This window comes from Inquilinus sp. 2KB_23, assembly GCF_052115705.1.
GTDB lineage: Bacteria > Pseudomonadota > Alphaproteobacteria > DSM-16000 > Inquilinaceae > Inquilinus > Inquilinus ginsengisoli_A.
On record NZ_JBFRHF010000003.1, the window covers coordinates 208,348 to 221,790 of the forward strand.

13 protein-coding genes are annotated in these 13,443 nt (G+C 69.2%); 8 read left to right on the forward strand and 5 right to left on the reverse strand.

Annotated features, from left to right (window positions below; all coding sequences use genetic code 11):
* Positions 1-927 (forward strand): hypothetical protein, encoded by a 927-nt coding sequence (locus AB4112_RS05180; RefSeq protein ID WP_441717534.1) that lies wholly within the window; start codon positions 1-3, stop codon positions 925-927.
* Between the two features lie 12 nt (positions 928-939).
* On the opposite strand, the gene AB4112_RS05185 is transcribed toward AB4112_RS05180, so the two are convergent.
* On the reverse strand, positions 940-1,749 hold the full coding sequence (locus tag AB4112_RS05185; RefSeq protein ID WP_441717536.1) for a hypothetical protein: 810 nt from the start codon (positions 1,747-1,749) through the stop codon (positions 940-942).
* Positions 1,750-1,896: 147 nt separating this feature from the next.
* On the opposite strand from AB4112_RS05185, the gene AB4112_RS05190 reads away from it, so the two are divergent.
* Positions 1,897-2,850 (forward strand): DMT family transporter, encoded by a 954-nt coding sequence (locus tag AB4112_RS05190; protein ID WP_441717538.1) that lies wholly within the window; start codon positions 1,897-1,899, stop codon positions 2,848-2,850.
* A 12-nt stretch (positions 2,851-2,862) separates the two neighbouring features.
* On the opposite strand, the gene AB4112_RS05195 is transcribed toward AB4112_RS05190, so the two are convergent.
* Together AB4112_RS05195 and AB4112_RS05200 are read right to left on the reverse strand one after the other, a co-directional pair.
* Positions 2,863-4,128, reverse strand: a complete 1,266-nt coding sequence (locus tag AB4112_RS05195; protein ID WP_309795998.1) for a 3-phosphoshikimate 1-carboxyvinyltransferase — start codon at positions 4,126-4,128, stop codon at positions 2,863-2,865.
* Between the two features lie 73 nt (positions 4,129-4,201).
* Positions 4,202-4,546 (reverse strand): cupin domain-containing protein, encoded by a 345-nt coding sequence (locus AB4112_RS05200; RefSeq protein ID WP_309796001.1) that lies wholly within the window; start codon positions 4,544-4,546, stop codon positions 4,202-4,204.
* A 269-nt stretch (positions 4,547-4,815) separates the two neighbouring features.
* Between AB4112_RS05200 and AB4112_RS05205 the strand changes: the two genes are divergently transcribed.
* Positions 4,816-5,583: a DUF2867 domain-containing protein gene (locus tag AB4112_RS05205; protein ID WP_441717540.1), complete on the forward strand. Its 768-nt coding sequence runs from the start codon at positions 4,816-4,818 to the stop codon at positions 5,581-5,583.
* A gap of 482 nt (positions 5,584-6,065) precedes the next feature.
* Here AB4112_RS05205 and AB4112_RS05210 read toward each other — a convergent pair whose 3' ends face one another.
* Complete coding sequence (locus AB4112_RS05210) at positions 6,066-6,965, reverse strand: LysR substrate-binding domain-containing protein (protein ID WP_441717542.1); 900 nt, start codon at positions 6,963-6,965, stop codon at positions 6,066-6,068.
* Between the two features lie 125 nt (positions 6,966-7,090).
* Between AB4112_RS05210 and argH the strand changes: the two genes are divergently transcribed.
* From argH to AB4112_RS05230, 4 genes are read left to right on the forward strand one after another with little or no spacing between them, the layout of a single operon-like run.
* Positions 7,091-8,515, forward strand: coding sequence for an argininosuccinate lyase (gene argH, locus AB4112_RS05215; protein ID WP_441717544.1), 1,425 nt, complete (start codon positions 7,091-7,093; stop codon positions 8,513-8,515).
* A gap of 18 nt (positions 8,516-8,533) precedes the next feature.
* On the forward strand, positions 8,534-9,421 hold the full coding sequence (locus AB4112_RS05220; protein ID WP_441717546.1) for an amino acid ABC transporter permease: 888 nt from the start codon (positions 8,534-8,536) through the stop codon (positions 9,419-9,421).
* A 3-nt stretch (positions 9,422-9,424) separates the two neighbouring features.
* Positions 9,425-10,189, forward strand: coding sequence for an amino acid ABC transporter ATP-binding protein (locus tag AB4112_RS05225; RefSeq protein ID WP_441717548.1), 765 nt, complete (start codon positions 9,425-9,427; stop codon positions 10,187-10,189).
* 32 nt (positions 10,190-10,221) lie between these two features.
* A complete protein-coding gene (locus AB4112_RS05230) occupies positions 10,222-11,052 on the forward strand; it encodes an ABC transporter substrate-binding protein (RefSeq protein WP_441717550.1) in 831 nt (276 codons plus the stop codon).
* Positions 11,053-11,272: 220 nt separating this feature from the next.
* On the opposite strand, the gene AB4112_RS05235 is transcribed toward AB4112_RS05230, so the two are convergent.
* Complete coding sequence (locus AB4112_RS05235) at positions 11,273-12,430, reverse strand: patatin-like phospholipase family protein (protein ID WP_441717552.1); 1,158 nt, start codon at positions 12,428-12,430, stop codon at positions 11,273-11,275.
* Between the two features lie 193 nt (positions 12,431-12,623).
* Between AB4112_RS05235 and AB4112_RS05240 the strand changes: the two genes are divergently transcribed.
* Positions 12,624-13,373, forward strand: coding sequence for an acetoacetate decarboxylase (locus tag AB4112_RS05240; protein ID WP_441717554.1), 750 nt, complete (start codon positions 12,624-12,626; stop codon positions 13,371-13,373).
* Positions 13,374-13,443 lie beyond the last annotated feature (70 nt).

Consider the following 13,443-nt stretch of genomic DNA (forward strand, 5'->3'; position numbering starts at 1 on the left):
ATGACCTCGGAGATCCGTCTGCGCCCCGTCGCCGGGGATGACCTCGCCGCCTTCGCCGCCACCGCCACCGATCCGGCCCATGCCGGGGCGGTGCGGTTCTATGTCGACGACCTCCTGGCCAAGGGCGCGATGCGCCTGGAGTGGTGCTTCCTGGCCGAGGCCGCTGGAGACGCCGTCGGCCGCGTTGCCTTCTGGTCGATGCCCGGGGCCGCGGCGCCGAGCGACATCGTGCTGCTCGACCTGCCCTGGGCGGCGCCGGAGGCCCCGGCGATCGGCACGGCGATCCTGGGCCAGGCGGCCGCCCTGGCGCGGTCGCTCGGCGCCGCGGCGCTGGGCCATGTGCTCGACACCCCGATGCAGGCGCCGCAATGGCAGGCCGAGCCGGAGCGGCGGCGGGCGCTGCTGTCCGGCCACGGCTTCGCGATCCGGCGAGAGACCCTCCGCTTCGAGCTGGATGCGGGCACGCCGGTGCGGCCGCCCGCCGGCGACCTGGTGTTCCGTTCGCTGGCCGAGGTCGGGGAGGCGGCGTTCCGCGCCGCGACCGACCGGGTCAATGTCGGCACCCTCGACCGCCGCGCCGGCGAGGGCGAGGAGGATGTCTTCGCCGACCTCCAGACGATGGAATACGACCCGGCATGGTGGGAACTGGCCTATGCGCCCGACGGCGCGCTGGTGGGGCAGGTGATGCCGGTGGTGGCGCCGCGCATGGCCTCGATCGGCCATATCGGCGTGGTGCCGGAGATGCGGGGCCGCGGGCATATCGACGCCATGCTGGCGCGCGGGTCGCAGACGCTGCTGCGGATCCGCCGCCACCCGGTCATCGCCGACACCGACACCCGCAACGCGCCGATGGCCGCCGCCTTCCGCCGGGCCGGCTGGCGCGGCTTCGCGACCCGCACCGAGTTCGAGCTGCCGCTGAAAGGCTGACCGGTCGTTTGGTCAATCTTGTGGCTGGGCTGCGAGCCGGCGCGGCCGGCCGCGCAGCGCCAGCACCGCGCCGTTCCACAGCATGCAGGCGGCCAGGGCCACGCCCAGCGCGGCGGGGGAGCCGAGCGGCGGTGCGGCCAGGTGCAGCAGCGCCAGCGTCGGGATGTACCCGGCCATGCCGATCAGGGCGTTGGTGAAGACCGCCGCGGTGGCCGGGCCGCCGATGCGCGGCTGCAGCAGCACGGCCAGGCTGCCGGTGACCACCGGGAATAGGGCGGCGAAGCCGGCCGCGGTCGGCCCCAAGGCGCGGCCGATCAGCAGGACGGCGGCGATCAGCACCATCACCGCGGCGGTCCGCACCGGGATGTCCCAGCGCCGGGCGGCGGCGCGGACCGGCGGGGTCGCCGCCAGGCGCGGCAGCACCAGGGCCAGGCAGGGGGCGAAGACGGCCAGGTTCAGCGCCACGGCGCCGGCCAGGCTCCACTCGACCCGGCTGATCGCCGCGGCCGCCGTCAGCCAGGCGATCAGCCCGGCGCCCAGGCTCAGGGCCAGGCCGCGCGACCGGGCCAGCAGCGCGTAGAGGGTCATGAACACGGCGGTGGCGGCATTCACCGCCAGGCTGGCCAGGGCGCTGCCGGACACGAAATCGGCGTCGTGCTCCAGCGCCAGGAAGACATAGGCCGGGCCGGCGGAGATCGGCAGGGTCGCGATCATGGCGCCGAGCAGCGGCCCGCTGCGCTCGACCAGCAGCGACGCGGTGACGACGATCCCGGCGGCCAGCACCAGCTTGGCGGCGAACAGGAGCCAGAACGGGTCGATCACGGCGAAGTCTCCGAAGGGGCCGTATTCCTTGGTAGCCCATCCGGCGGCACCGGTGCTCCGGCGCTTTCTCGGGCCTGTCCTGCGCGGCCTGGATATGGCCGCAAGAACCGGGTGGCGGGACCGTCCCGCTTCGTCCAGAACAGACCGATGACTTCCGCTGGACCCTCCCTCATCCGTCCCACCACCCCGCCCGCCATGGCAGCGGCCGACTGGCTGCTGCTGGTCGCGCTGTCGGTCGTGTGGGGCGGGTCGTTCTTCTTCGCCAAGGTGGCGGTGGCCGAGGTGCCGCCGCTGACCATCGTCCTGGTGCGGGTCGGGCTGGCCGCCATCGCCCTGCTGGTGGTGCTGCGCGCGATCGGTCAGGCCATGCCGAAGGACCCCAGGGTCTGGGCGGCGTTCTTCGGCGTGGGGCTGCTGAACAATTTGATCCCGTTCAGCCTGATCTTCTGGGGCCAGACCCAGATCGGCAGCGGCCTGGCCGCCATCCTCAACGCCACCACGCCGCTGTTCACCGTGCTGGTCGCGCATGTCCTGACCATCGAGGAGAAGCTGACGCCGAAGCGGCTGGCCGGGGTGGTGCTGGGCATCGCCGGCGTGGCGGTGATGATCGGGCCGCAGGTGCTGGGCGGGCTCGGCGGTGCCGTCCTGGCCCAGCTCGCGGTGCTGGGGGCGGCGCTGTCCTATGGTTTCGCCAGCATCTTCGGCCGCCGCTTCCGGGCGCTGCCGCCGATGGTCACCGCCACCGGCCAGGTCAGCGCCACCAGCGTGATGATGCTGCCGATCGTCTGCCTGGTCGACCGGCCCTGGACCCTGCCGGTGCCCAGCTGGTCCACGGTGTCGGCGCTGGTCGGGCTGGCGCTGCTCAGCACCGCGCTGGCCTATGTCTTCTACTTCAAGCTGCTGGCCCGGGTGGGGGCGACCAACACCGCCCTGGTCACGCTGCTGATCCCGCCCAGCGCGCTGATGCTCGGCAGCATCGTGCTCGGCGAGGCGATGACCGGCCGCGCCTGGGCCGGGATGGCGCTGATCGCCCTCGGCCTGATCGCGCTGGACGGCCGGCTGTTCGGGATGGTCCGGCGGCGGGTGCTGCGGATTGCCTGACCGGTCGTTCGGTCAATCCACCGTGTCGTAGGTGACGCCGAGCGAAGCCAGCGCATCCCAGAAACCGGGATAGGTCTTGGCGACGCAGCCGGGGTCCAGGATGGTGATGCCGCCGATCTTCAGCCCGGCCAAAGCGAAGCTCATGGCGATGCGGTGGTCGGCGTAGGTCTCGATCCGGGTCGGCAGCACCTGGCCGGCCAGGTCGGGGTCGGACGCCACGATCAAATCGTCGCCGTCCTCGCGGCCCAGGCCGGGGCGGATGCGCGACAGCTCGGTGGCCAGCGCGCTGACCCGGTCGCATTCCTTGACCCGCAGATTGGCGATGCCGGTGAAGCGCACCGGGGTGCGGTTGAAGGCGGCCAGCACCGCCAGGGTCGGCACCGCATCCTGCATCTGCGACCCGTCGATCACCGCCGGCAGATGCGGGAACGCCGCGATCAGCGCCTGGGCCTTGGCATCCGGCTGGGTGAAGGCATCGGCCGGCACGCCCAGGTCGATGGCGCCGCCGGTCAGCACCTCGGCGCCCCACAGATAGGTCGCGGCCGAGGCGTCGGGTTCGACCGTGAAGTCGGCGGCGCGGTAGCCGGTGGGCTGCACCCGCCAGGCCGCTTCGTCCAGCTGCTCGACCTCGGCGCCGAAGGCGCGCATCGCCGCGACGGTCAGGTCGACATAGCCGCGGGCGCCGATCTCGCTGCCGGTCAGCGCCACCTCGACCGGCCCGGTGCCGCAGGCGGCCGCCATCAGCAGCGCCGAGATGTACTGGCTGGACAGGCCGCCATCGATCTCCACCCGGCCGGCGGAGAAGGGGCCGCGGCCATGCACCGTGACCGGCGGATATCCATTGCTGTCGGCGATGTCGATGCCGAGTGAGCGCAGCGCCTGGACCAGCGGGCCGATCGGCCGCTTGCGCATATGGGCGTCGCCGTCGACCACCACGGTGCCGTCGATCATGGTCACCGCCGCGGTCAGGAAGCGCATCGCGGTGCCGGCATTGCCCAGGAACAGCGGCGCGGCCGGGGCCCGCAGCCGGCCGGTGCCGGTGACCGTGAAGCTCGTCGCATCCGGCTCGTCGATGGTCACGCCCATGGCGCGCAGGGCCTGGGCCATCAGCTTGGTATCGTCGCTCTTCAGCGCGCCGGTCAGGCGGCTGGTGCCTCGGGCCAGCGCCGCCAGCAGCAGGGCGCGGTTGGTGATCGACTTCGAGCCGGGCGGGGTGACGCGGCCGGTCAGCGGCCGGCCCGGCGCCTTGATCGTCAAACCGTTTGCGCGCGCATCCATGCCGGTCGTCCAACTCTCTCGGGTGATCATTCTGTCCTAGACGTCCCGGCGGCCTTCAACCAGCGCGATCGGCTCATTCGAGCCATTCGGTGATGAAGGTGCCGTTCTCATGGATGTCGATGGTGTGCAGCGGCGCCGGGCCGGGATTGGTGAATTTGTGCGGGGTGTTCGGCGGCACCACCACGATCTGCCCGGCCTCGGCCAGGATCTCCCGGGCGCCCAGTGTGAACAGGGCGCGGCCGGAGCGGATGATGAAGGTCTCGGGATAGGGGTGGCGGTGCAGCTTCGGCCCGCCGCCGGGCTCGTCGCGCTCGAAGAAGATCACCGAGATACCGGCGCCGTGGCGGCCGAGCTGGACCTCGCCATGCCAGCGTCCGGGATCCTCGGCCCAGTCCTTGCGGTCGATCGCGGGGTTCATGGCGTGTCTCCCTTCGTGCATTCACTGCGTCGTCATCGCCGGTCCTGCAGGGCGTGGCGATCCTGCACAGGGGCGCTATTGATGGGTGATCAAGGATCTGGTGGTCGCGTCGCTTGTCCCTTGTCACATTCATATGCCGAATATGGGAAATCGAGCGTGATGTCGCTTGCCGCGAAGCGCTATGTCTCCTGTGAAATCCATAAACTTCATTTCTTAATCAATTCTCTTCACAACGACGACCTCAATGCGGCTCGCCTCGAAGCAGCCCGTTGAGCTTCGTCGCCATTGCAGCCCGCATCGGCAAAAGCGACCTTAACCCAGTGGCTTTGGCTTGCGACCGCGCCGCTTGGGCTGCGGCAGCAGCGGCACTATCAGAGCGTATTGTTCATCGGACAAATCACTGCATAGCGCTCACGTTCAATATTATATCGTTGCCGATCGGCTCCGTTCCGAGGCATGTACTCCCTCACCGCTATTGGCCGGCCAGCTGTCGCAAAGACTGCCATGATCGAGCTTTCGGCATGTGCTTAGAACGCAAAGCGCGGGTGCGCCGGACCACGCCGCCACCTGAAAGCGTCGTTGCAGGCTGGTACGAGAACGCCAGCCTACTCGATAGCTACAGCACCGATTTGAGTTCATCGAAACAGTACAGCATGCGCGTGCTGGCGACCCGGACACTCGGCGATCCGCCCGCGTGGATCAAGGCTTTGGTCGCGGTGCGCGACGCCATGGTGACGCCCTTCGGCGTCAAAGCCTCCGGCGAGGTCCGAGCGTCCAGGGCCGACAATGAACGCGTGGACTTTTTCCCGGTGCAATGGGAAAGCGACGACGAGATTGTGCTGGGTGAGGATGATCGACACCTGGACTTCCGATTATCGCTGCTTCGCGGCAATTCTCCAACCGGCACGAAGCTCATCACGACAACCGTCGTGCACTCCCACAATGCCTTCGGCCTCACCTATCTCAACGTGATCAGGCCCTTTCATCACCTCGTGGTCAGGACCAGCCTGGCTCGCTTTGCACGAGCACAAGGTTAGGTGGCCACAGAAATCTTGATTTTATGCACCCTCCTGCTTTGGCTCAACCTGGCAGATGAAATGCATTTGGCCTTCGCCCACGGGGCCGAGCCGATATGCACGAACGGCACGCGGTAGGGCTTCACCTGCGCGCGCCAGAGGTCGGCGTGCTGCTGCGCCAACGCCGTCGCGGCATCTGGCGACTGGACGCCTGGAACCTCGCCGCGCCCGGACCCCATACCCGGATCGACACTTATGACCTTTGCGCCGTCAGCACGCCGCGCGCCGTTCGCCCGGGGAACTTCGGATGGGTTTGCCAAGTCGTGGTTATTGACAGAATGTCGCCGTCAACATTGAAGAATCGAAGTCGCTCAGAGCCGACCCAAGCCGGATGCCATGCTGCGTCTACCTTTATGACGGGCCTGACCTCATCCTCGATATGGCACGAGCATCGGCGTGGCGTTGAGGCCAAGCAGCACTGCTTTCTTTAATCGTTTCTCCGACTACATCCCCGGCCCCAGACCACGGGCCTCGTCCAGCAGCCAGTCGCGGAAGGCGACCAGGCCGGGGCGCGGCACGCGGTCCGCCGGCTGGGTGAACCAGTAGCCGTGGCGGCTGTGGAAGCCGAGGCCCTCGGGATTGACCAAACGACCGGTCAGCAATTCCTCCGCGATCAGGCAGCGCGGCACCAGGGCCAGGCCCTGGCCGGCGATGGCGGCGCGGATCACCAGGGCGTAGAAGCCGAAATGTACCATATGGGCCGGGGCGAACTCCGCCAGCCCCTGGGCCCCGGCGAATTCGCTCCAGCGCAGCGGCGTGTGGCGATGGTCCAGCACGGTGTAGCGCCGGACATCCTCGGCCCCGGCGATGCCGCCCATCCGGGACAAAAGCTGCGGCGCCCCGACCAGCGCCACGTTGCGGCCGAACAGGTATTCCGCCCGCTGGCCCGGCCAGTCGCCTTCGCCGAAGCGGAACACCGCATCGGCCTCCTCGACCGTGTCGCCGGTGGCCTGGGTGGTGAACTGGACCTCCAGCTCCGGCCGCGCCTTGGCCAGTTGCGACAGCCGTGGCACCAGCCAGCGGTCGCCCAGGATCGGCAGCACATGCAGCCGGATGGCGTTGGGCGACCCGCGCAGCGCCGCGACCCGGCCGGCCGCCGTCTCCAGCGCCCCCAGGGCGATCCGCGCTTGGGTGACGTAGATCCGCCCGGCCTCGGTCGGCACCAGGCCGCGGCCGGTGCGGGCGAACAGCGGCATGCCGGCGATCTCCTCCAGGCTGCGCAGCTGCTTGCTCACCGCGCTCTGGGTCAGGTTCACGCTCTTCGCCGCCTCGGAGGCCGAGCCGTGCTCGACCAAGGCGGCCAGCACCCGCAGCGCGGTGGTGGAGGGAAGGGGGACCTGCATCGGCGGCGCATCTCTGTCGGAACCGGCCGGCACGATATTCCATTTCCGACTATCCCGGGGAAATCATTTCCATTGTGGCGCCCGGCCACGCTTGACAGCATCCCAGATAGAAACAGGGGGCCCGCATGACCGAACCGACCCGTCTCTGGGGCGCCCGCTTCCGCGCCGCGCCCGCGCCGGAGCTGATGCGCCTGTCGCGCTCCGATGCCAGCCATTTCCGTCTCGCCCCTTACGACCTCGCCGCCTCGGCCGCCCATGCGCGCGAGCTGGTGCGCGCCGGGATCCTGACCGAAGCCGAGGGCGAGACCACCCTAGCCGCTTTGGCCGAGCTGGGCCGCGACGTCGCGGCCGGCGCGGTGCTGCCGAACGAGGGCGACGAGGACGTCCACACCTTCCTCGAACGGGCGCTGACCGAAAGGCTGGGCACGCTCGGCGGCAAGCTGCGCGCCGGAAGGTCGCGCAACGACCAGGCGGCCAACGACCTGAAGCTGTATCTGCGCGACGTCGCCCGCCGCCTCGCCGGCCACGTGATGACCTTGCAGCAGGCGCTGGTCGGGCAGGCCGAGGCGCATGTCGCCACCCTGGCGCCCGGCTTCACCCATCTGCAGCCGGCCCAGCCGGTCACCTTCGCGCACCAGCTGCTGGCCCACGCCCAGACCTTCGCCCGGGATGTCGACCGGCTGCAGGACTGGGACCGGCGCAGCGCCCGCTCACCTCTCGGGGCCGCCGCCCTGGCCGGGTCCGCCATCGCGCTGCGGCCCGATTTGTCGGCCGCCGAGCTGGGCTATGACGGCCCCTGCGAGAACTCGATCGACGCGGTCAGCAGCCGCGACCATGTGGCGGAGTTCCTGTTCGTCGCCGCGATGCTGTCGGTGCATCTGTCGCGGCTGGCGGAGGAGGTGTTCCTGTGGTCGTCGCGCCAGTTCCGCTGGGTCGAGCTGGACGATGCCTACGCCACCGGCTCCTCGATCATGCCGCAGAAGAAGAACGCCGACATCGCCGAGCTGACGCGCGGCCGCGCCGCCCGGCTGATCGGCGGGCTGACCGCGATGCTGACGGCGCTGAAGGGCCTGCCCTTCGCCTACAACCGCGACCTGGCCGAGGACAAGCGCGCCGCCTTCGAGGCGGTCGACACGCTGGACGCCGTGCTGCCGGCGATGGCCGGGATGCTGCGCACCCTGCGGGTCAATGTCGAGACGCTGCGGCGCCAGTCGGTCGAGGGCTTCACTTTGGCGACCGAGGTGGCGGACTGGCTGTCGCGGCGCGGCGTGCCGTTCTCGGAGGCGCATGAGATCACCGGCGCCCTGGTCCGCCGCTGCGAGGATCGCGGCATCGGGCTGGAGGCGCTGGAGGATGCGGACCTCGCCGCGGTCGATCCGCGGCTGCTGCCGGAGATCCGGTCCTGCCTGACGCCGGCGGCGGCGGTGGCCGCCCGGTCGGGCCATGGCGGCACCGCGCCGGACCGGGTGCGTGAGCAGCTGGCCCGCCTGCGCGAGCTGTTGATGGAGCAGGACGACTGGGCCCAGCGCTATGATGGTCCACACGTCTGAGCGGGCAGGGGACAGCGGATGACCGACACCACGGGGGCCTCGCCCTATTCCATCGCCCATCTGCGCCATGTGCCGCGCCGGCACTATGGCCGCTGGGTCGCGGCGGCGCTGATCCTGCTGGCGCTGGCCGCGGTGGTGCGGGCCTTCGCCGTCGGCCAGATCGCCTGGCCGGTGGTCGGCCAGTTCTTCGCCGCCCCGGCGATCCTGTCCGGCCTGGCCAACACCATCCTGATGACGGTCTGCGCCATGGCGTTGGGCATCGCGTTGGGCGTCGTCTTCGCCATCATGGTGATGTCGCCCAACCCGGTGCTGAAGACCGTCGCGGTCGGCTACATCTGGTTCTTCCGCGGCACGCCGCTGCTGCTGCAGCTGCTGCTGTGGTTCAACCTGGCGCTGGTGTTCCCGACCATCGGCATCCCCGGCCTGTTCGAGGCGCGGACGGTCGAGCTGATCACGCCCTTCGTGGCCACGCTGCTGGGCCTCGGCATCAACCAGGGCGCCTACACCGCGGAGGTGGTGCGCGGCGGCATCCTGTCGGTCGACCTCGGCCAGACCGAGGCGGCCAAGGTGATCGGCATGACCCGGCTGGTGGCGCTGCGCCGCATCGTGCTGCCGCAGGCGATGCGGGTGATCATACCGCCGATCGGCAACGAGGTGATCTCGATGGTCAAGCTGACCTCGGTCGCCAGCGTCATCCAGTACGCCGAGATGCTGCGCAACGCCCAGACCATCTACTACGCCAACGCCCGGGTGATCGAGCTGCTGATCGTCGCGGCGATCTGGTACCTCGTGGTGGTGACGGTGCTCAGCATCGGCCAGCATTTCCTGGAGAAGCACTTTGCCCGCGGCCGTGACGGCGCCCAGCGCAAGCGCGCCGTCGTCATCGACCAGCCGAAGGAGGCCTGAGCCATGCCGCCGATGGTGGTCGCCGCCGAGATCCACAAGCATTTCGGCTCGCTGCACGCGCTGCAGGGCGTGTCGCTCGAGGTCGAGCCCGGGGAGGTGCTGTGCATCATCGGCCCGTCCGGCTCGGGCAAGAGCACGCTGCTGCGCTGCATCAACCAGCTCGAAAGCGTCGATGGCGGCGCGGTCTGGGTCGATGGCGAGCTCGCCGGATTCCGGCAGGAGGGCGAGTCCCTCTACGCGCTGACCGACCGCGAGGTGGCGCGCCAGCGCCTGGCCAGCGGCATGGTGTTCCAGCGCTTCAACCTGTTCGCCCACATGACCGTGCTGGCCAACATCATCGAAGGCCCGGTCACGGTGCAGAAGCGGCCCAAGGCCCAGGTGGTGGCCGAGGCCATGGCGCTGCTGCAGCGGGTCGGCCTGGCCGACAAGCGCGACGCCTATCCGGCCGAACTGTCCGGCGGCCAGCAGCAGCGCATCGCCATCGCCCGCGCCCTGGCGATGAAGCCGAAGCTGATGCTGTTCGACGAACCGACCTCGGCGCTGGACCCGGAGCTGGTGGGCGAGGTGCTGGCCGTGATGCGCGACCTGGCCGCCAGCGGCATGACCATGATCGTGGTGACGCATGAGCTGGGCTTCGCCCGCGAGGTCGCCGGCCGGGTCGTGTTCATGGACCGCGGCCGCATCGTCGAGATGGGGCCGCCGCAGCAGGTGCTGGGCAGCCCGCGCGAGGCGCGCACCCGCGACTTCATCGCCGCCGTCCTGTCGTGACCGGCGGACCCACAACAACAGGAGAGGCTTCCATGACCCGTTTCGCCCTGCTCGCCGCCACGGCCGCCGTCGCCGCGCTGGCCGTCACCTCGGCCTCGGCGCAAACCCTGCCCGACCGCATCAAGCAGGCCGGCAAGATCATCATCGGCACCAACAACAACTACCCGCCGATCATCTACAAGGACCTGGCGACCAACGAGCTGACCGGCTTCGACATCGACCTCGGCAAGGCGATCGGCAAGCAGCTCGGCGTCGAGGTCGAGTGGCAGGAGATCGCCTTCGCCCAGATGCTGCCGTCGCTGCAGACCGGGCGCATCGACATGGTGATGGCGGGGATGAGCGACACGCCGGCGCGCCGGGACACCGCCGATTTCGTCGACTACATGAAGTCGGGCGCGCAGTTCTACACCTCGACCGCTTTGGCCGGCGAGATCAAGACGACGGAGGATCTGTGCGGCAAGACGGTCGGCGCCAGCCGGTCGACCAACTGGCCGCAGCAGATCGGCGAGTGGAGCGACGCCAACTGCGTCGCCAAGGGCAAGCCGGCGATCACTGTGGTCGGCACCGAGGGGTCGGCCGACGCCCGCACCCAGCTGAAGACCCAGCGCATCCAGGCGGCGGCCCAGGGCAACGAGACGCTGCCCTATTTCCAGCAGCTGGAGCCCGACACCTATGTCGCGATCGGCCAGGCCTTCACCGAATCCCTGGTCGGCATCCCGGTGCTGAAGACCGAACCGCAGCTGCGCGACGCGGTGAAGGCGGCGGTCGAGAAGCTGCAGGCCGACGGCACCTACGACCAGATCCTGGCCAAATACGGCCTGCAGGCCAACAAGCTGCCGGCGGCGCTGAACCAGGGGCAGTGAGGGGAGGGGTAACCGCCCCGTGCCATCATCGCGAGCCGTCCCACCCCAATTGTCATGCCATGGCTTGACCGTGGCATCCAGGGGCGGCCAGAGCGGCTCTTGGTGGCCCCTGGATTGCCCGGTCAAGCCGGGCAATGACATTGAAAAGAGTAGGATCTAAGGGGTTGCCTCTCCCGCCAGGCGAGAGAGGCAATTTGAAGACACTCGACAGTTCCCCCCCTCAATCCAGCCGATGCACGTCGTGGATCACGATCCCCGCGCCTTCGCGGGGCATCTCCATCCACTGCTTCCGCTTCAGCGTGCGCCTGGTGTCCTCGTAGCCGCTCTGCCAGTGCTCGCGCATCGAGGTGCCGGAGAATTCGTGGTCCTTGGCCTGACCCTCATAGGCCTTCTGCTGGTAGATCAGGTGCAGGATGGTGATCTCCGGCAGCCGCGCCAGCTCGTCCCGCATCCGCCGCTCATCGTCCGACAGCGTCTCCTCCGGCACCTTGGCCAAAGCCTGCGCCAGCCGCGTCTTCCAGATGTGCAGCCGCTTGTACAGGTCGGTGGTGTAGCGGGTGCGCGACGAATACATGATGTCCTTGTGGCGGGCCATCACGTCGTGGATGTCGCGCGGCAGCTCGCCCCGGGCGCTGAACAGGTCGACCTGAAACACCAGCGTGTTCAGCCGGCTGTCCTCGTCCAGCAGGTGCTGCAGCGGGGTGTTCGAGACGATGCCGCCGTCCCAGTAATGGTCGGTGCCGATCTTGACCATCGGCAGGGCCGGGGGCAGGGCGCCGCTGGCCATCACATGGTCCGGCGCGATCTCCTCCTCGGCGCTGTCGAAATAGATGAAGTTGCCGCTCAGCACATTGACCGCGCCGACCGCGAAGCGCACCGGGCCATTGTTGACCAGGTCGAAATCCACCAGCTCCAGCAGGGTCTCGCGCAGCGCTGCGGTGTCGTAGTAGCTGGTCGCGCTCTTGGCCCCGGGGTGGCTCAGCCACGGGCTGGTGGCGTGCGGCGAGAAGAAGCCGGGCTGGCCCTGCAGCATCGTCATCCACGAGCTCGTGGCGTTGCGCATCTGGCGGAAGATGTCGCCATCCGGGGTGTAGGCCCAGATGCGGCGGTCGGTGATCCGCTCCCAGAACGTCTTCAGCCGCTCCAGCCGCCGCTCCGGCGGGTTGCCGGCGATGATGGCGGCGTTGATCGCGCCGATCGACACGCCCGACACCCAGTCCGGCTCGATCCCGGCCTCGTGCAGCGCCTGGTACACGCCGGCCTGGTAGGCGCCGAGCGCGCCGCCGCCCTGCAGCACCAGGGCGACGCGGTCGCAGCGGTCCGGCCGCCAGCCGGCGGAAGCGGTGTCGCGCTGCGATACGGGGCTTTTTGCATCCATGGCCGGCCGGTCTCCTGCTTGGGGAGCGCACGATAGGCCGGGATGGATGACGGTCTGATGACGCGGCGGCGGCCGGAATCGCGGCCTGCAGCGATGTCACATCTCTGTCGAAAGACTGTCGCGGGAGTTTCAGCGCTTGCTGGCTATGACGGTCGCGGCCCGCATCGCGGCCGTCCGGCAAAGGGTTGAGATCATGCGCAGGGAAGATGTCCTCCGGCTCCCGTCGATGCCGGCCGCTGGGCCGAGCTATCCGGCCGGGCCGTACCGGTTCGTCGACCGGGAATACATGATCATCACCTACGAGACCGACCCGGAGGTGATCCGCGACCAGCTGCCCGAGCCGCTGGAGCCGCTGGAGCGGCCGGTGGTGCATTACGAGTGGATTCGGATGCCGGACAGCTCCGGCTTCGGCAGCTACACCGAATCCGGCATGGTCATCCCCTGCACGTTCCGCGGCGAGGAGATGAGCTTCGTCGCCCAGATGTACCTGGACGACGACCCGCCGATCGCCGCCGGCCGCGAGATCTGGGGCTTTCCCAAGAAATACGCGCATCCCAAGCTGCAGATCGTCAAGGACACGCTGACCGGCACCCTGTCCTATGCCGACCAGCTCGTGGCCATGGGCACCATGGGCTACAAGCATGAGAGCATGGCCGGCAACGGCCACCGGACGATGGCGACGCTGTCGAAGACCCAGGTCAACCTGAAGCTGATCCCGGGCGTCGACGGGCGGCCGGAGATCTGCCAGCTGGTCGCCTACAACCTGGTCGACATCACGCCGAAGGGGTCTTGGATCGGGCCGGCGCGGCTGCACCTGGTGCCGCATGTCAACGCGCCGGTGGCCGACCTGCCGGTGCGCAAGGTGATCGGGGCGCATCACCTGATCGCCGATCTGACGCTGCCTTACGGCCGGGTGATCTACGACTACAACCGCCCGGATTGAGGGGAGGGGGCGGCCCGCGAAATCGAACGGCGCGCCGCCTCGCCTCGGCACGATCTGCCCCGTCGTCCCG